Consider the following 19736-nt stretch of genomic DNA (forward strand, 5'->3'; position numbering starts at 1 on the left):
AATGATATATAATCACTTTTTTAAGAGTTTTTTTTTCCGTAAAGTTCAAGGCGGTGATGAATAATATCATAGCCAAGGGACTTTGCAATTTCCTCTTGAAGCTTTTCAATAACATCAGAATGAAACTCGATAACTTGTCCTGTTTCTATATCAATGAGATGATCATGATGTTGACCATCTGCTTGCTCAAAACGAGATGGACCACCACTAAAGCTATGGCGATGAATTGTTCCATTTCCTTCTAATGTTTTCATGGTTCGATAAACAGTTGAGAGTGAAATACTCGAATCTATTTTGTTTGCACGCTGAAAAATTTCAAATGCATTGGGATGGTCATTTGTGTCAGTCAAAATATCAAGAATAACTCGTCGTTGACGTGTTACTCTTAAACCAGCTGTGCGCAATTCTTGCTCATAATTTCGCTTTTTATTCATTTTCATAGTTTGCTTTTCAAACAAAGGCTCCATGACAGTGTTTGTATTTTTTCTCTGAACCGCAAGGACAACGCTCATTACGTCCAACTTTTCCCCATGTGGTTATATCATTAGGGTCACGATCTTGTGGATTAACAAATCTATTTTCTTGTGATCGTGCCCATAAGGTGGGAGCATTTTCTTGACTTTGATCATTAAAGACAGAAGAAGTAGCATCAGTTTGCTCAGGCATGGTCGGTTCTGTAGGTTGTTGAATGATTTCAAAGCGCATAAGCTTAGAAGTGACAATTCGGCGCAAATTTCTCAACATACTTTGAAAGAGTTCAAAAGATTCTGTCTTATATTCATTGAGCGGATCCCGCTGCGCATAACCACGAAAACCAACAACAGAACGCAAATGGTCTAAACTCACCAGATGTTCACGCCATAACGTGTCAATAGTTTCGAGCAATACTGCCTTGTGAAAATAAGCCATAACCTCTGGAGAATAGCGTTCAGTACGTTCATTTTCAAGTTTTGTAACAGCATCTGATACACGCTCCAAAATTTGCTCCTCGGCAATTCCATCTTCTTTTGCCCACTCTTCTACTGGAAGCTCAAGATTAAAGAGTTGTTGAAGTTCTTCTTCGAGAGTTTTTACATCCCATTTTTCAGAATATGTCCCTGATGGAATATAAGCCTCTACGAGATCCTCTACGACTTCATTGCGCATTTCAAGGATCATTTCTGATAAATCATCTGCGTTCATGATCTCCATACGCTGTTCAAAAATAACCTTGCGCTGATCATTCATGACATCATCATATTTTAGCAGATTTTTACGAATTTCAAAGTTTCGTGCTTCGACCTTTTTTTGTGCTTTTTCAAGGGCTTTATTAATCCATGGATGGATAATAGCTTCATTTTCTTTCAATCCAAGTTTTTGCAGCATACCATCCATACGATTGGAGCCAAAGATACGCATAAGATCATCTTGAAGAGAAAGAAAGAATTTTGAGCGACCTGGATCGCCTTGGCGACCAGAACGTCCACGAAGCTGGTTATCAATACGACGGCTTTCATGACGTTCCGTCGCAATGACGTAAAGACCACCAGCCGCTAAAGCTTTGTCTTTAAGCTTCTGAACATCTTTTTTTATTTCTTCAATTTTAGCTGTCCGTTCTGGACCTTCGGGGATATCCTGTAACTCTTGTCGGATGCGCATTTCAACATTACCACCAAGCTGTATATCCGTACCGCGTCCTGCCATGTTGGTTGCAATGGTGAGAGCTCTAGGAACTCCTGCTTGCGCAATGATGTATGCTTCTTGTTCGTGATAGCGAGCATTTAAGACTCTAAAATCGGTAATGCCTTCTTTTCGCAAACGCTCTGCCAATTGTTCTGACTTTTCAATAGAGGTTGTTCCAACAAGAATAGGCTGTTCTTTTTCGTGTGCTTGACGGATATCACGCACAATTGCCCGATATTTCTCTTCTGCTGTTCGATAAATTTCATCATCTTCATCAATACGTTGTATTGGCAAATTTGTAGGGACTTCGACAACGTCAAGACCATAAATATTTCTGAATTCTTCGGCTTCTGTTGTTGCAGTTCCAGTCATTCCAGATAATTTCCTATACATACGGAAGTAATTTTGGAAAGTGATGGAAGCAAGTGTCTGGTTTTCTGGTTGAATAGCAACATGCTCCTTAGCTTCTAACGCTTGATGAAGTCCTTCAGAATAACGCCGCCCAGGCATCATTCGCCCTGTAAATTCGTCAATAATAACGATTTCATCATTGCGAACAATGTAATCTTTATCGCGAGCAAACAGTTTATGAGCTTTTAGAGCATTATTGACATGATGAACGATAGCGACATTTTCTATGTCATAAAGGCTTTCACCTTTAAGATGTCCAGCTTGTTCGAGCATTTTTTCAATTTTTTCAGTACCAACTTCGGTAAAAGTCGTTGTTTTTTGTTTTTCGTCTATTTCATAGTCTTCTGGAGTTAAGGCAGGAATAAATGTATCAATAAGGTTATAGAAGTCAGTACGATCTTCTAGAGGACCAGAAATAATAAGGGGTGTACGGGCTTCATCAATAAGAATCGAATCAACTTCATCAACAATTGCGTAATGATGTCCACGTTGGACCATTTGACTACGATCAAAGGCCATATTATCACGCAAATAATCAAAACCTAGTTCATTATTTGTGGCATAGGTGATGTCGCATGCATAGGCCTCTCGGCGGGCATCACTATCAAGATCATGGAGAATCACGCCTGTTGTAAGCCCTAGAAAACTAAAAATTTTTCCCATTGTTTCAGCATCACGACTGGCGAGATAATCATTTACTGTCACAACATGAACGCCTTTACCTTCCAATGCATTGAGATAAATTGGTAAAGTTGCCATTAATGTTTTACCTTCACCAGTACGCATTTCAGCTATGCCACAGTCGTGAAGGACCATTCCACCAATAAGTTGCACGTCAAAAGGACGCATGTCATAAACACGTTTTGCGGCTTCACGAACAGTTGCGAAAGCTTCTGGTAAGAGCAAATCAACACTTTCACCTTCACTAAGACGTTTACGAAAGGCATCTGTTTTTTGGCAAAGCTGCTCATCACTTAATTTTACAAATTGTTCTTCCAAAGCATTAATTTGTACAACTTTTTGGCGGAGTGCTTTGAGACGTCGCTCATGAGCTGAACCAAAAAACTTACGGGCAAAAACACCTAAACTGACCATCTCTGGCCCTTTCTTTTAATTGTTGTCACTCTTGTTGGGTAATTCATACGCTTTCCCCATACTCTACATTTTCTTCAAGTTATCTGATATGATTAGAGACATCATGAAATGCAGATGGTACCATTATACTTGTTGGTGTGCAATTTTTCACTTTAATTGTAAAGTAGAGATAAGAGGCTAAGCGCTCTATGTCAACTTTAGGTACGCTATTTAACTGATACAATACAAAGTAATTTAAGATACAATATGTCATTTTTCTCTATTATCATGTTTTTCATCTGCATTAGATAGGATTGGAGCAACTCAGATAAAAGGACAATTTTATACTTTTTTAAAATAAAATTACTAATTTATTTCTCTATGTTTAAAGGTTAAAGTGTTATGGTAAAGAAAATTGGAATCTTGAACCTGCCTTCATTTTTAAGGAGTATATTTATGAAATTTAACTTTATCACGCTTTTTTTAGCATCAACTTTATTGGCAAGTACAAGTTTAGGGGTGAGAGCCCAAGAAGGTTTGAATTCATCGTCGAATGATTTAAAGACTTTGGAGAAAGCTTCTGAAAAAGCCGTTTCTCCTTCTCATGTTATGGCGGTTATTGATGGGAAAAATATTACAGCAGGCCAATTGGATGATTTAGCGCTTGAAATAAATCCTAATTTAGCACGTTTTCCTGATGAACAACGCCGTATGATGGTTCTAAAAGCTTATTTAGATATGCAGGCACTTGCAAAAGCAGCAAGAAGCAAAGGTCTTGATAAGACAGAAGCTTACGATAAACGTATGGCAGTCATGCGTGACAATGTTCTTCAACAGCTTTATTTTAAACAGGCGATTGTTGACAAAATCTCGGATACTGATTTGGAAGCTCTTTATAAGCAAGAAGTCGCTGCTTTACCTAAAGAAGATGAGGTTAAAGCGCGTCATATTTTGGTCAAAACGAGAAAAGAAGCAGAAGCTATCATTAAGCATTTAAATAAAGGCGAAAATTTTGAAGAGATTGCAAAGAAAAGTTCAACAGATGGTTCTGCTGCCGTTGGGGGTGATCTTGGTTATTTTAGCCATGGTCAAATGGTCAAGCCTTTTGAAGATGCTGCATTTGGTTTGAAAATTGGCGAATACACTAAACAACCCGTTGAAAGTCCTTTTGGTTGGCATATTATTAAATTAGAAGATCGTCGTTTGAAACAACCTCCTGCATTTGATGATGTTAAAGAGATGTTGCGGACACAGCTGATAAAAAAGCGCTATCAAGAACTGATTGTTGATTTGCGTAGCAAGATGGATGTGAAATACCCTGATCCTAATGTTACAAAAATCATGGAATCGCTTCATCAAAATGGGACGCTACTTCCCGATGAGACATCAGATGAAGAAGATACGGAATAGCTAGGAAAAATAAGTGGATAGCCTCTTTAATAGATAATTTGCTAGGTTAGTTTTGTTCAAAAAGCCTAGCAGTTTTCTATGAGAGGTTATTGATCTGCAATCATTTCATTTGTTTTTACAGAAAGCATATTGTGGTTTTGAAAATTTCTCCTTTATCGCCTCAAAAGATCCAGGAGCTTTCTCCCTTATCTGGGGTACGGATAGCAACAGCTGAAGCTGGGATTAAATATAAAGATCGTACAGATCTTCTTTTCATCATATTCGATAAGCCAGTGAGTGTGGCCGGTGTTTTTACCCGTTCAAAATGTCCGTCTGCTCCTGTAGAGCATTGTCGTGCATCGCTTCCTCATGGGGTGGCGAGGGGTGTTGTTGTGAATTCTGGAAATGCAAATGCTTTTACAGGAAGCAAAGGAAAGCACACAACCAATGAAATCATCTGTGCAGCAGCGAACGCTTTAAAGGTTAGAGGAGATGAAATTTTTATAGCTTCTACGGGGGTTATTGGTGAGCCAATGGATGCTTCTTGCGTTGTGAATCTTTTACCAACTATGGCAGAGACAGCAGAAGAGGGAAATTGGTTGGAAGCTGCAAAAGCCATAATGACAACGGACACATTTCCAAAACTTTCTACACGCAGATTTGATTGTGGAGGCGAGACTGTCACCATTAACGGGATTGCAAAAGGTGCTGGTATGATTGCACCCGATATGGCGACAATGCTGTCGTTTGTGGTTAGTGACGCTACTATTTCTTCGGATGTACTCCAATCCATGTTATCAGAGGCAGTTGAGGGTTCTTTCAATTCAATTACTGTTGATAGCGATACCTCAACTTCAGATACGCTTATGTTGTTTGCGACAGGAAAAGAACATTTCCCATGTCTTACAAGTAAATCTGATCCGCGTTATGGAGTTTTTGTGAAACAATTGAGTGCACTTTTGCATGAACTTGCACTACAAGTTGTTTGTGATGGCGAAGGTGCTCGTCATTTAATTGAGGTTAATGTGATGGGGGCTACAACAAACAATGCAGCTAAAACTATTGCTTTATCAATTGCAAATTCACCGCTCGTAAAAACGGCTATTGCTGGTGAAGATGCGAATTGGGGGCGGGTCGTTATGGCAGTTGGGAAGGCCGGTGTTGAAGTCGATCGTGATCTATTGACGATTTGGTTTGGTGAGCATCGTGTGGCCGTGAATGGCGTACGAGATCCTGAGTATTGTGAAGAGACAATAGGTACTTATATGCAAGGTAAGCACATCACAATTCGTGTTGATATCGGTTTAGGTAAGAGCACGGCGACGGTTTGGTCTTGCGATTTAACAAAAGAGTACGTTATGATCAATAGTGATTACAGAAGTTAATGAATGGATGTACTCTCTATATTTAACTGCCGATTATTTTTTTAAGAGAATGAGATATGTGAGTTCTTTTTGAGGTAAGGGAATATACTAGAAAGAGACAGTTATCTTTATATTCTCATTGGAGAGTGATATGTGTATAAAAAGTTCCCTTCTTCTTGTTGTTGCATGTGCACTGTTAGATCAAAATAATCGTGTTTTGCTTACCAAGCGTCCTGAAGGAAAATCACTGGCTGGTTTATGGGAGTTTCCTGGTGGAAAGGTTGAGCAAGGTGAAACTCCAGAAATTTCATTGATTCGTGAACTAGAAGAAGAGCTTGGTGTGTATGTTCAGGCAAATAATTTATTCCCTTTAACGTTTGCAAGCCATAGCTATGCAACATTTCACCTCTTGATGCCGTTGTATCTTTGTTATCATTATGAGGGAGTTGCGCAAGGACGAGAGGGGCAAAATTTAGAATGGGTTTTTGTTAATGACCTTAATAAATACCCTATGCCTGATGCTGATAAACCATTGGTTCAGGTATTGAAAAATCACCTTCTTTAATGTGTTATAAGAAGAAAATATTGTTTAAATATAATTCAATATATTGATTTAAAATGATAATTTATAATTTTTATGTTGAATGTAAAAGTCCAGAGTCGTAATTTTTTTTCATTTCAAATCTGTTTTATATTAAATTAACCAAAACCATTCTTTTGTACGTTCCAAGCGGGGAAAGTCATGTGGATAAAATTATTTAAGAAAGAAATAAAATACGTACTGAAAGAACACTCTCCAGTAGCCAAGGGTCATCGTAACATTGAGAATTGGCAAAGTGTATAATGATGCCTTTTCACGCGTATCATTGTGAGATGGGTTTGGATGCACTGAGAGATATCAGGAGTATTTATTTCATGAGATATCGATAATAGGAAAAATTTCAAAAATGCTTTAAAAAAGAACGCTTTGTATTTGTTGTTAGAGATCGTTTTACATGACCAAAAGCTTAAATTATTATTGTAATACATGATTATATAATAACATATTGTTTTATAACCATAAATTTTCTTTTATTTTTCTTGATGTTATACAATTTCTCAATCAAAAAAATGTTCAATAACGTACGAATAAAAAGAGTGGTATGTAATTTGAAAAACAATTTTAAAACAAATAAAACATATGGTTAATGAATAATTAAATATAAAAGAAACACATGAAAAGAAGACTTCTTAGGGAATTATATTACTGTACCTTATATAGTATGAGAGATAAAGAAAAAATCTCCATAAATAAGTATATAAACGAGAAATATAAATAATATGAGAAAGATATTATTTTTTATAGGAGGCATGTATTAAGTTTCTTGCATTGGACGACGTTTTGCGATGGGATATTGATTTTTTTTAGCTATACGCGTAATTGCCTCTTCTAATGGCTCGATCATAACGTCCATGGAAAAACCATTTGCATGAATAATATTTTCATGATCAACCATAATAGCAACATGATCTTTCCAAAAAATTAAATCGCCTCGTTGAAGTTTATCAGTATCTGTAAGAGGACTGCCTATAGTTTCTTGCTGCATATCGGTGTCACGTAAAACTATTTGATCAGTCATCATCATAGAGAGTTGAATGAGTCCCGAACAATCAATTCCAAAACCGCTGACACCACCCCAAAGATAAGGTGTACGGATAAAGGTTTCTGCAACTGTGACATAATCTTCGTATACACGTCCAATGGGGCTGAGATGGCTCGTAATGATTGCTGTTCCATTTTCAAGAATAGAATACATTGTGTCACGGACTTCAATTTCATCAACAACACTGACTTTGCTTCCCATAGATAACGGAGACACTATTGGTCCACGTAAGTCAGCGTGTGAATATTTAAATGTACGTGGGACTGAAACTATATGCGTTTGTTTTATAGTTGATGTACAAAGGGCTGTTGTATCAATATAACCAACATAACCATCTTTAAGGGATTGCCCCCACGACATCGTTTCCCCTTGTTCAAAAATGAGAAGTTCTTCTCCCAATAAGCATTCTGTTTGTCTTTCACTTTTTTTACTATTTTCTTTAAAAAGTCCAGCGACCGCTGTATTAACACGTTTTTTTTCACCTTGAACAAAGCGCTGGGCTGTAATTTCTGTTTCAAGACGTTGATCTGCTAGATCATCTCTGAATGCATAAAGCCTTGGGTCTTTAGAGGTCATCTTTTTGCTTCCATTTTGTTACTTCTTACTTTTAAACAAACTCATGAAAACTCTATTGGTAAGTTTTTTATCCTCAAACAAAACTAAGAACACAGTTTAAGACGATTGCAATTATTCTTTAAGATGTAAAATTGTCTATCTTTGTGGATATTGTGTGTCAAACTTCATTTTTAAAAATATTATAAAGGGCACGAATAGTTTGTGCTGATCCACCAATAGGGTATCCTGGTTTTTCTTTTGGAATCCATCCATAAAGATCAAAATGCGCAAAATGTTCAGCTTTTTCAACAAAAGAATTAAGAAATAAAGCAGCCGTTATAGAGCCAGCAAAGCTATTTCCAGTTACATTGTTAAGATCAGCAATTGGTGATGATAACATCTCTTGGTAAGGTTTCCAAAGGGGCATTTGCCAAAGAGGATCAAAAACAGCGTGAGCAGATTCAGAGATTTGTTGTGCCCATATTGAATCATTGCAATAAAATGCGGGGAGATCTGGTCCTAATGCTATACGCGCTGCCCCTGTTAAAGTAGCCATACAAAGCATGAATTGTGGACTTTCTTCATCACCATAGGCGAGCGCATCGGCAAGGACAAGTCGCCCTTCAGCATCTGTATTACCTACTTCAACACTTAAGCCTTTACGACTTTTGAGAATATCACTTGGTCGGTAAGCATTCGCAGAAATTGCATTTTCTACAGCTGGAATCAAAACACGTAGACGGAAAGGCAATTTGGCATCCATGATAAGTTTAGCCAATCCCAAAACGTTTGCTCCACCCCCCATGTCTTTTTTCATAAGCAACATGTTATTGGCTGATTTAATATCGAGTCCTCCCGTATCAAAAGTTACCCCTTTGCCTACCAACGTTATTTTAGGATGATGTTCTTGCCCCCAGTGTAACTCAATCAGTCGCGGTGCAGTACTGCCTGCTCGTCCTACGGCATGAATCATCGGAAAATTATGGGTTAAGAGATCATCTCCACAAATACTTTGGACATGAGCACCGTAGGTTTTTCCTAGTTTTCGTGCTTCTTTTTCGAGAGCATCAGGGGTCATATCATTGGCTGGAATATTGATGAGATCACGGACAAAAAAGACAGCCTCATAAATTCGTTGGAGTTCATTAAGATCAACGGCCTCATTGACATGGATAGACAATGATTTGAAAGAAGAATTTTGACGATAGCGATTAAATTGATAGCTACCGAATGCTAATCCAAGATAGGCATTTATTTCATCAGAGGTCGTACCTTCTAAATGCCATTGACCAGCAGGAAGTTTTTGAGCAAGCAGTCCTGTGATAAAGGGATCGTTCCCATTTCCAATTCCAAATAAAACTTTTTTTAAATGCCCCGTTTCGTGAGGAACAAAGAGTATTTGTCCTGCTTTACCAGTAAAGTCATTAACTTTTATCCATGCTGTTGTTGACGCATCAAGTGATAAGTTGGCAAGAGTTCTTTGGTTTACCAAGATGATAGGGCAACTGTTATCGATACGCGTTGAGGTAAAATGAATGTGATAATGCTGCATAGTTATGAGATCCTTATAGTCGTCTAAGTGCGACATACTCGACCAAATGATTTTTTCCTTTTCGTAGAATGAGATTGGATCGTGGTCGTGTTGGCAATATATTTTCTTGTAAATTTTTTAAATTAATTGTTTGCCAAAGATCCTCAGCGATTTTTGAGGCTTCTTTTTCACTGAGCAGGGCATAACGATGAAAATAGGATTCAGGATTTTGAAAAGCTGTTTTACGCAAACGTTTAAAGCGCTCTAAATACCAGTGACGAATGACTTCTGTTTCGGCATCGACATAGATTGAAAAATCAAAAAAATCTGATACGAAAGGAATAGCTTTTCCATCTTTAGGAAGATCACTGACCTGTAATACATTAATACCTTCAACAATTAAAATATCAGGACGGTCAATGGTAATTGTCTGATTTTCTAGAACATCATAAGTCATATGTGAGTAAAGCGGGGCACGGACATTTCCGATACCTGCTTTTATAGCCGAAAGGAAGCACAGCAATTTTTTAATGTCATAGGAATCAGGAAATCCTTTACGATTCATACGATTTTTTTGCTGTAAGATTGCATTAGGATAGAGAAAACCATCCGTTGTGATCAGATCAACTTTAAGACTAGATGTCCATCGTTTCAACAGTTCTTGAAGAATGCGAGCCGTGGTTGATTTTCCTACTGCTACAGAACCAGCAATTCCAATAATAAAGGGCGTTTTTCTACTCTCTTCTTGATGGAGAAACTGCTGACGTTTGTGAAAAAGTTCCTGTACTGCTTCAACATGGCATGATAACAAACGCGATAAAGAAAGATAAATGCGTTGGACTTCTTTAAGATCGATAGGATCATCAATAGAGCGCAAACGCTTAATTTCATCAAAAGTCAAAGTAAGAGGTGTGTCTGCACGAAACTCTGACCATTCTTGTGCAGTAAAAACACGATAGGGTGAATATCGGTCAGAAACGCATTTGACCAGATTATCTTCCTGATTAATTTTTTGTATAATCGTATCAATCATTTGTATTGGTCGAGAATTTTTTGCCGCAGCAATCGATTAAAATTGGACAGATGAGCGGCTTGATTTTCAAATAAATTTTGTTTTGCATGCTCTCTTCTTTAAGATAATAGATCATTTTTCATTAACTTATAGTCCAGTCATTCCAGTTTGCACGGATTTGTGCTAATGAGTGCCCTTGCGCTAAAAAAGCCCATAAAAGTAGACGCGCTTTTACGGCTGATAAATAACCAGACATGAGAGCACCAGAAGCAATCATATCGATTTCTGAGCCTTTATAGCCATAAGTTATACGAGTTGTTGAGCCATTACAACAACGACTAGCAATAATGATTGGTATTTTTTGTGCATATTGTTGTACAAGGTCTGCTTCTTGAAAACTACAGTGTCCTGCACCAAAACCAGCAATAACAACTCCAGCATAATACCCACTTTCAAGGCATAGCTTCATTAATTGTGCATCAGATGATAAAGAGGAATAGAGGAGTGCAATTTGATGATCGTGGTTTTGGGGAAGATCAAACGTCGTCGGAAAAAGCTTTTGATCATTGAAATAAATAAGTTTTCCCTCTAAAATAGTTCCTAAAATACCTGCAAGACCTGATTGAAATGTTTCGACTTTGACGGTATGGCTTTTATAGAGCCAATAAGGTGAATGAATTGTATCATTTATGACAACAAGAACGCCCCTGTTACGACTTTGTGGGGCTGCTGCGACACGAGTGGCTGCTAAAATATTGGCGGGGCCGTCTGCGCCTGCTTCATGAGGCATGCGCATAGCGCCGGTTATGATGAGTGGTTCAGCTTCCTTCCAATAAAGAGAAAGAAAAAAAGCTGTTTCTTCCAGAGTATCAGTCCCTTGTGTTAAAACAATACCTTCTGCACCAGCATTTATTTGTTGTTTTGCCCACTCGATTATTTCAAAAAGAATTTGAAACGATAAAGATCCACTTGGTATTTGCATTAATGTTTGTGCATGAATATCAGCAACGTTATTTAAATCAGGAACACTTTTTATGAGGTTATCTGAAGTTAAAGTCGGTTGCATGTGACCAAAACGATCAGCAGTCATTGCAATTGTTCCACCTAAGGTCCCTATGGCTATTTTTTTCATAATTTTCCTCTAAAAGGCACAAACTGTTTATATAAAGCTATTTAGCAGTAATTTACATTGACAACAATGATATCATTTTTCCATTTTCAACAAATTGAGTTATGCTGAATCATTGTGTTTTGCTGTATATGTTCTTAAATAGGACAATAGTAGTTGAGTTTTACATTGTATGAAAAGAAATCAATATTAAAAAGTAAAGTTAATATTAAGGAGTCTCCTTATGACAGAACATAAGCCAGACATAATGTATGGTACAACAATTATTACGGTACGAAAAGGTGGAAAAGTCGTGATGGCCGGTGATGGTCAGGTCTCTCTTGGGCAGACAATTATGAAAGGTAATGCACGTAAAGTGCGTCGTCTTGGAAAGAACGGAGTGGTTATTGCTGGTTTTGCAGGTGCTACGGCAGATGCTTTCACATTACTGGAAAGATTGGAAACAAAGCTTGAGCAATATCCTGATCAGCTTATGCGTGCATGTGTAGAACTTGCAAAAGATTGGCGAACAGACCGCTATTTGCGTCGTCTCGAAGCAATGATGCTCGTGGCTGATAAGAAAGTAACTTTGGCTCTAACAGGGCTTGGTGATGTTTTAGAACCAGAAGATGGGGTTATGGCAATTGGCTCTGGAGGAAATTTTGCTCTTTCAGCAGCGCGTGCACTCATGGACTTGGATTTGGATGCAGAAACTATTGCTCGTAAAGCTATGGCTATTGCCGCTAAAATTTGTGTTTACACCAATGATCATTTTACGATTGAAACATTGGATGCAGAATTATCTTCTTTAGAGAAAGCTATTTAAATGTGTGTTGTATTTTCCCCTCGTGAGACTGTTTCTGAACTTGATCGTTTTATTATTGGCCAAAATGATGCCAAACGCTCTGTAGCTATCGCACTGCGCAATCGGTGGCGTAGACAACAGCTTGATGAGCCGATGCGTGAAGAAGTTATGCCAAAAAATATTTTAATGATAGGGCCAACAGGTGTTGGTAAAACTGGTATTGCACGTCGATTAGCAAAACTTTCTGGAGCACCCTTTGTTAAAGTAGAAGCGACTAAATTTACTGAAGTTGGTTATGTGGGACGTGATGTTGAGCAAATTATTCGAGATCTTGTTGAAATTGCCATTTCTCTTGTGCGTGAAAAGAAACGGGATGAAATAAAAGAAAAGGCTCACGTGAATGCTGAAGAGCGCGTTTTAGACGCCCTTGTTGGTAAAACAGCCAGTCCCGCTACCCGTGATAGTTTTCGCAAAAAATTGCGTGAAGGTGAATTGGATGAGAAAGAGATTGAAATTGAAGTCGCCGATAATAATAGCAATAGTGCTTCAACCTTTGATATTCCTGGTATGCCTGGGGCACAAATGGGTATTATGAATTTATCAGATATTTTGGGCAAAATGGGTAGTCGTACAAAAGTTCGTAAGACGACAGTAAGGGATGCTTTTAAGCCGCTTATTGATGATGAATCTGAAAAACTCCTTGATCAGGATCAAATTATTCAAGAAGCGCTTCGTGTTGCTGAAAATGACGGGATTGTTTTTATTGACGAGATTGATAAAATTGCAACTAGGGATGGTGGAGCCAGTGCTGCCGTTTCGCGTGAGGGCGTTCAACGTGATCTTTTGCCTTTGGTTGAAGGAACAACGGTTAGTACAAAATATGGGCAAATCAAAACAGATCATATTCTTTTTATTGCCTCAGGTGCATTTCATGTTTCTAAGCCATCTGATTTATTACCGGAACTTCAAGGACGTTTGCCCATTCGTGTGGAGCTAAACCCTTTAACAAGAGAAGATTTACGGCGTATTCTAACGGAACCAGAAGCTAGTTTGATTAAACAATATATTGCTCTTATGGCAACAGAAGAGGTTCATTTGGAAATTACCGATGATGCAATTGATGCTTTAGCAGATATTGCTGTAGATTTAAATGCAAGGATTGAAAATATAGGGGCACGTCGTTTGCAAACAGTGATGGAGCGCGTTTTGGATGAAATTTCTTTCACGGCACCTGATAAAGCTGGAACATCCTTTACAATTGATGCCGCTTATGTGAGAAAATCTATTGGCGAGCTTGCTGCTGATATCGATCTTTCACGTTTTATTCTTTAGAGTTATCGCTTTTTTTCTTTATCTGCGCGCTTCGATAATTTTGAAACCATGGGCTTGTTCATGTATCAATACTGTGCGGAAAATATTTTTTAATAATGTTTCATAAGGCAGGTGGCGGTTTGCAACAAAAAGCAGGCTGCCGCTTGGTTTTAGGCACTTTGCAGCATTTATAATAAAATTTTTTCCTAATGAAATATCTGTCGTTTGTTGCGTGTGAAACGGTGGGTTTGAAATGATTGTGTCATACAGATTTGTGATAGGTTCATGCACAAGGTCGTGCCAATAAAAATGAATTGAAAAAGGAGCTGTTATGGATTTAAGGTGCTGTTTTGCCGCTCTCAAAGCGTTGTAGTCTGCTTCATAAAGGTCGAGAGCGGTGAGTTTTTCACTTCTTTCAAGCGCAACGTGAGAAAGATAGCCCCATCCAGCACCAAAATCAGCCGTTTTTCCAGAAATAACTTTGGGCATATAAGAAGCAAGTGCAGCGGATCCTGGATCAATACGTCCGTGTGAGAACATACCAGAAGTGGTTTGAAATTTACCAAAAGTGAGCGGTGGTGAGCGCAATTGTGCAATGTTATGTCTCTCAATTTGTTGAGGAACTTGCAACCAAAATACAAGACCGTGATTTTTAGACAATTTGTTGGTGATGGGAACAATTGTTTTGACCCACTTCATCATTGAAGCAGCACCAGCAGTTTTATTCCCACTGATTACAATCCATCCATTGGGTTTAACGCATTCTAATAAATCAAGAAAACAATTTTGGTTAAAACCACGATATTTGCTCAAATGTAAAAATGCACCATCATAGCTGAAGGTTTTATCTATTTGAGGAGAGCAGTGAAATTGAGTATCGACAAATTTTAAAAAATCTGGTCGCCAAGGCGTAATAACTTTTAAATTCTGTGCCCATTCTGGAGCTGGGATTTCTGTTAAACCGAAACTTAACCAACATTGGTTTGGATTAGGATACGGGAGTTCATGATTTTCAAAAGGCAAAAATAATAACACATATGACTCTTTCAAAGAAAAATGCCACTCCAATGTTGGGATGGCATTTCATGATACGATAAGAGGAAAAACTTACTCTTCTTTTTTCTTGCGGCGGTGCTTATTTTCAGGTTGTTTTTTTTCATCCACGCACTTTTCTTCATTCATCACTTTATCACCGGTGATTTCCTTTCCGGTTTTTTGATCAACAACCTTCATTGATAACCGAACTTTTCCACGCTCATCAAAGCCCATTAATTTAACCCAAACTTTGTCACCTTCCTTCACAATATCGGTTGTTTTGGTGACGCGTTCTGATGCAAGCTGAGAGATATGAACGAGTCCATCACGAGAACCAAAGAAGTTTATAAATGCACCAAATTCTGCAGTTTTTACAACTGTTCCTTGGTAGATAGCACCAACTTCAGGCTCATCGACAATAGAATGGATCCAGCGTTTTGCTGCTTCAATGGTTTTAGCATCAGCAGAAGCAATTTTAATGGTACCATCATCTTCAATATTAATTTTTGCTCCAGTTTGTTCCACGATTTCCCGAATAACTTTACCACCAGAGCCGATAACATCACGGATTTTATCGACAGAAATATTCATAACTTCGATTCGTGGAGAAAATTCACTCAGCTCAGCACGTGCACTGGTTAAAGCTTTTGCCATCTCATTGAGGATATGGATTCGTCCACCTTTGGCTTGTTCAAGCGCGATTTTCATAATCTCTTCGGTAATACCATCAATTTTGATATCCATTTGCAAGGCAGTAATACCATTTTCTGTTCCTGCGACTTTAAAGTCCATATCTCCAAGATGATCTTCATCCCCTAAAATATCAGATAGAACAGCAAAGCGTTCTCCTTCTTTAATCAAGCCCATAGCAATACCAGCAACAGGGCGTGCTAAAGGAACGCCGGCATCCATGAGAGCAAGTGAGGTCCCACAAACCGTTGCCATAGAAGAAGATCCATTGGATTCAGTGATTTCTGAGACAGCACGAATAGTATAAGGAAAAGATTCTTTCGTTGGCAACATGGGGTGAATTGCTCGCCATGCCAATTTGCCATGTCCAATTTCACGACGACCAGGAGAACCAAGGCGTCCCGTTTCACCCACTGAAAATGGTGGGAAATTGTAATGGAGAAGGAATGTTTCCTTATACATTCCCGTTAAGGAATCAACATATTGTTCATCTTCACCAGTTCCTAGTGTTGCAACGACAATAGCTTGTGTTTCTCCGCGGGTAAAGAGTGCTGATCCATGTGTGCGGGGTAAAATACTTACTTCTGATTGGATAGGGCGCACGGTAGAAAGATTGCGTCCATCAATCCGCTTTTGGGTATCAAGAATATTCCCGCGAACAATCTTTGCTTGCAACTGTTTAAATACGGTTGCAATTTGATCTGCACTAAACTTACAGTCTTCTTCTGTTTCGGGCATAAATTTATTGAGGATTTCTGTCTTTAGTGCATCAATTGCAGCATAACGTTCTTGCTTATCAGTAATTGTGTAAGCCTTTCGTATATCCTGTTCTGCCATTTTCTGCATTGCTTTTTCAAGTTCAGAAAGATCTTCAGGAACAAAATCACGAGGATCTTTTGCAGCAACTTCAGCAAGCTTTATAATGGCATCAAGGACAGGTTGAAGGCCTTTGTGACCAAACATCACAGCACCCAACATGATATCTTCCGGTAATTCTTGTGCTTCTGATTCAACCATCAAAACAGCACTTTCTGTTCCAGCAACAACAAGATCAAGTTTTGATTCAGGCATTTCATCGATATGAGGATTGAGAACATATTGTCCATTACAATAGCCAACGCGGGCACCAGCTATAGGCCCTATGAAAGGAACACCTGACAGGGTCAATGCAGCAGAAGATGCAATCATCGCAAGGATATCGGGATTATTTTCGAGATCATGCTGTATAACGGAAACAATCACTTGCGTATCATTTTTATATCCCTCAACGAAAAGGGGACGAATTGGGCGATCAATCAAACGTGAAACCAAAGTTTCATTTTCACTTGGTCGACTTTCACGTTTTAAATAGCCCCCAGGTATTCTACCAACAGCATAGGATTTTTCTTGATAATTAACAGTGAGTGGAAAAAAATCCTGGTCTGGTTTTGGACTTTTGGCTGATACAACGGTTGCTAAGACAATAGTTTCTCCATAGGTAGCAATCACTGCACCATCAGCTTGACGTGCTATTTTCCCTGTTTCAAGGGTGAGAGGACGCCCAGCCCATTCAATTTCTATCTTGTGCGTTTTGAACATTTTTTATCCTTAATGACCAGTGTTTAAATCTTTGATTGCTCACATTCTGGTTTTGCGTAGCATATTTCCAAGCTCTGGGGTGGACAACATACTTTTTATCTTTGTTACGAGAAGAGAGAAGTAAACTGCCTTAAATGCAAAATGATGAGCAGTCCTATCCCATAATAACTTGTCAGTTTTTAAATTTTTTAATTAAAAGCAATACGTTGAAAAAATGGGCGGTTTTTTTTAACACCACCACCATTTTTCTTTTAGCGACGCAAACCTAACTTCTTGATAAGTGTCTGATAACGATTTTGGTCAACTCCTTTAAGATAATCAAGAAGGCGCCGGCGTTGAGACACCATCTTCAAAAGACCACGACGAGAATGATTATCCTTTTTGTGAGATTTAAAGTGGTTTGTTAAATTAGAAATACGTTCAGAAAGTACAGCAATCTGTACTTCCGGTGATCCTGTATCACCAACTTTATTTGCGTATTCTGCGACAAGAGCTTGTTTACGTTCAGCTGTAATCGACATCGTATTATCCTTTCCAAAAACGAAGAAACATAAAGTCACCCATAGCCGAGATGTCGTTCAGCAAGGGTCTGTGAGGAAACAAGAAGAGTCGAAGACTCTTACCTATTTTCGTCCTTATATAGGAAAGAAGGTTAAAATACTAGTCCTTGACAGCATTTTGAAGTCTTTCTTTAAATAAAAGCTTTTGTTTTGAAATATTGATTTAAATAGAGTTTTATGAGAAGTTTTTTTAAGAATTATGCATCCTTTTGATACAAAGATTATGAGCGTGTGTGGTAACAAAGATGATAAATACCGATTTGGAGGAAAAAGATGCAGAGCATTTCAACATTAAAACTTTTTCGTAATTCGGTATTTCGAAATTTATGGTCATCTACTCTTATTTCTAATTTAGGGGGGCTGATACAGGCTGTTGGAGCAGGGTGGCTAATGGCGTTGATCAGTTCTTCGCATTCCATGGTGGGGCTTGTTCAAAGTGCCACAACATTACCACTTGTTATGTTTTCTTTGATGGCAGGGGCATTAGCGGATAATTTTAATCGGCGTCAAATTATGTTGTGTGCGCAGATTATGATGATGGTCATATCCATGAGTTTATCTGTTTTAGCTTATATGGGATTTCTAACACCTTGGCTTTTGTTATGTTTTACGTTTTTGATTGGATGTGGTACAGCTTTTTATAATCCTTCTTGGCAAGCAACGATAGGAGATATTGTGAGCAGGGAAAATATTCCTGCTGCTGTTAGTTTGAATAGTGTAGGCTTTAATTTGATGCGGAGTGTTGGTCCTGCTATTGGCGGTGCCATCATTGCAACTTTGGGGGCATCTGCTGCTTTTTTGTTTAATGCTATAAGCTATATTCCTCTTATCGGTGCGTTATTTTTCTGGAAGTCGAATTATAAAAAAAACTCATTGCCACGAGAAAGGCTGTTAGGAGCTGTCTCAGATGGTTTGCGTTATGTTGCGATGTCACCTAATCTCCTGAGTATTATGGTTCGAGCGTTCCTTTTTGGTATAGGAGCTATTTCTATTTTAGCACTTTTGCCAATTGTTGCGCATAAAGTTCTTGGAGGAAGTGCCCTTCTTTATGGTACATTGCTCGGTTGTTTTGGGTTAGGAGCCATGACAGCAGGTATTATTAATGAAGTTGTACGGCATCATTTTCGTTCAGAAACAATTATTTCAAGTGCATTTATTGGTTTCGCCTTTTCTTGCTTTTTATTGGGAATCAGCCGTTCACTAATTATAAGCCATATCGCTTTATTTCCTGCAGGTTTATGTTGGGTTTTGGCATTATCATTGTTTAATACATCTGTACAACTCTCTACACCACGCTGGGTTGTTGCACGTTCTTTAGCACTTTATCAAACGGCGTCTTATGGGGGGATGGCTATTGGAAGTGCAATCTGGGGAGGCTTAGCTGATGGTTATTCTCCAACAATTGCTTTGAGTATCTGTTCTCTATTCTTGATTTTTGGTGCTCTTGCGGGGGTAAAATTTAGAATTCAAGAAATTCCTCAGATAGATTTAAATCCTCTTGATCATTTTAGAGAGCCGGAACTATTACTCGACCTCAAAGCAAGAAGTGGTCCGATCATGATAATGATTGATTATCAAATTCATGAAAATGATCTCGAAGAGTTTCTCAAAGTGATGACGCGTCGACGCCATATCCGGTTACGTGATGGTGCGCGTCAGTGGGTCCTTTTACGAGATCTTGAAAGACCTGAATATTGGACAGAGGCTTATCATATGCCAACATGGGTGGATTATTTACGCCATAATCATCGTCGTACAAAAGCGGATGCAGAAGTCAATAAGCGTTTGCGTCATTTAAATTGTGCTCCTAACGGCATAAGAGTGCATCGTATGATTGAACGCCAAACAATACCCCAAGCCAATGAGATGCTTTTAAAAGCCTCCTCTGATCATCTCCCTTAGGGTTAAAACAGTTTTTGTAAAATATTAAATACGTTAGTTAATATTATTTCGATCGATTTGTTAGCATAATCATAACAAAAAATTGCTGTTTAAATGGTTAATAAAT

Annotated in this window: 15 protein-coding genes; 6 read left to right on the forward strand and 9 right to left on the reverse strand. The window is 38.4% G+C overall.

Annotated elements, in window-relative coordinates; genetic code table 11:
- Positions 1–20 precede the first annotated feature (20 nt).
- Both ACFIK8_RS03435 and secA read right to left on the reverse strand, forming a co-directional pair.
- Positions 21–512, reverse strand: coding sequence for a Fur family transcriptional regulator (locus ACFIK8_RS03435; RefSeq protein ID WP_026500203.1), 492 nt, complete (start codon positions 510–512; stop codon positions 21–23).
- Positions 451–3168, reverse strand: a complete 2718-nt coding sequence (gene secA, locus ACFIK8_RS03440) for a preprotein translocase subunit SecA (RefSeq protein WP_375668966.1) — start codon at positions 3166–3168, stop codon at positions 451–453. Before secA ends, ACFIK8_RS03435 begins: the two co-directional genes overlap by 62 nt.
- Positions 3169–3603: 435 nt before the next feature.
- Here secA and ACFIK8_RS03445 point away from each other — a divergent pair, with 435 nt between their 5' ends.
- The 3 genes from ACFIK8_RS03445 to mutT all read left to right on the forward strand — a co-directional run bounded on the left by ACFIK8_RS03445 (position 3604) and on the right by mutT (position 6465).
- Positions 3604–4557 (forward strand): peptidylprolyl isomerase, encoded by a 954-nt coding sequence (locus ACFIK8_RS03445; protein WP_273787784.1) that lies wholly within the window; start codon positions 3604–3606, stop codon positions 4555–4557.
- 131 nt (positions 4558–4688) lie between these two features.
- On the forward strand, positions 4689–5921 hold the full coding sequence (argJ, locus tag ACFIK8_RS03450) for a bifunctional glutamate N-acetyltransferase/amino-acid acetyltransferase ArgJ (RefSeq protein WP_375636000.1): 1233 nt from the start codon (positions 4689–4691) through the stop codon (positions 5919–5921).
- 130 nt (positions 5922–6051) lie between these two features.
- Positions 6052–6465 carry an 8-oxo-dGTP diphosphatase MutT gene (mutT, locus tag ACFIK8_RS03455; protein WP_375635999.1) on the forward strand — a complete coding sequence of 138 codons (414 nt, stop codon included), beginning with the start codon at positions 6052–6054 and terminating at the stop codon, positions 6463–6465.
- Between the two features lie 790 nt (positions 6466–7255).
- Here the strand turns inward: mutT and ACFIK8_RS03460 are convergent.
- The 4 genes from ACFIK8_RS03460 to ACFIK8_RS03475 all read right to left on the reverse strand — a co-directional run bounded on the left by ACFIK8_RS03460 (position 7256) and on the right by ACFIK8_RS03475 (position 11773).
- Complete coding sequence (locus ACFIK8_RS03460; protein ID WP_375639199.1) at positions 7256–8119, reverse strand: NlpC/P60 family protein; 864 nt, start codon at positions 8117–8119, stop codon at positions 7256–7258.
- Between the two features lie 157 nt (positions 8120–8276).
- Positions 8277–9650 (reverse strand): M17 family metallopeptidase, encoded by a 1374-nt coding sequence (locus ACFIK8_RS03465; RefSeq protein ID WP_375668967.1) that lies wholly within the window; start codon positions 9648–9650, stop codon positions 8277–8279.
- Positions 9651–9663: 13 nt separating this feature from the next.
- Positions 9664–10662 (reverse strand): type I pantothenate kinase, encoded by a 999-nt coding sequence (gene coaA / locus ACFIK8_RS03470; protein WP_012754619.1) that lies wholly within the window; start codon positions 10660–10662, stop codon positions 9664–9666.
- 121 nt (positions 10663–10783) lie between these two features.
- The gene (locus tag ACFIK8_RS03475) at positions 10784–11773 is read right to left on the reverse strand and encodes an asparaginase (protein ID WP_012754620.1); all 990 of its coding nucleotides are present in this window, start codon (positions 11771–11773) and stop codon (positions 10784–10786) included.
- Between the two features lie 220 nt (positions 11774–11993).
- Between ACFIK8_RS03475 and hslV the strand changes: the two genes are divergently transcribed.
- Positions 11994–12575, forward strand: a complete 582-nt coding sequence (gene hslV, locus ACFIK8_RS03480) for an ATP-dependent protease subunit HslV (protein ID WP_012754621.1) — start codon at positions 11994–11996, stop codon at positions 12573–12575.
- Positions 12576–13886, forward strand: a complete 1311-nt coding sequence (hslU, locus tag ACFIK8_RS03485; protein ID WP_012754622.1) for an ATP-dependent protease ATPase subunit HslU — start codon at positions 12576–12578, stop codon at positions 13884–13886.
- A gap of 18 nt (positions 13887–13904) precedes the next feature.
- Here the strand turns inward: hslU and ACFIK8_RS03490 are convergent, their stop codons facing one another.
- The 3 genes from ACFIK8_RS03490 to rpsO form a co-directional block, all read right to left on the reverse strand.
- The gene (locus ACFIK8_RS03490; RefSeq protein WP_375635995.1) at positions 13905–14900 is read right to left on the reverse strand and encodes a class I SAM-dependent methyltransferase; all 996 of its coding nucleotides are present in this window, start codon (positions 14898–14900) and stop codon (positions 13905–13907) included.
- A 72-nt stretch (positions 14901–14972) separates the two neighbouring features.
- A complete protein-coding gene (gene pnp, locus ACFIK8_RS03495; protein WP_375635994.1) occupies positions 14973–17168 on the reverse strand; it encodes a polyribonucleotide nucleotidyltransferase in 2196 nt (731 codons plus the stop codon).
- 251 nt (positions 17169–17419) lie between these two features.
- Positions 17420–17689 (reverse strand): 30S ribosomal protein S15, encoded by a 270-nt coding sequence (rpsO, locus tag ACFIK8_RS03500; protein ID WP_005774142.1) that lies wholly within the window; start codon positions 17687–17689, stop codon positions 17420–17422.
- A gap of 312 nt (positions 17690–18001) precedes the next feature.
- Here rpsO and ACFIK8_RS03505 point away from each other — a divergent pair, with 312 nt between their 5' ends.
- The gene (locus ACFIK8_RS03505) at positions 18002–19630 is read left to right on the forward strand and encodes an MFS transporter (protein WP_375668968.1); all 1629 of its coding nucleotides are present in this window, start codon (positions 18002–18004) and stop codon (positions 19628–19630) included.
- Positions 19631–19736: the final 106 nt, after the last annotated feature.

It is taken from the genome of Bartonella sp. MR168JLCBS, from assembly GCF_042194175.1.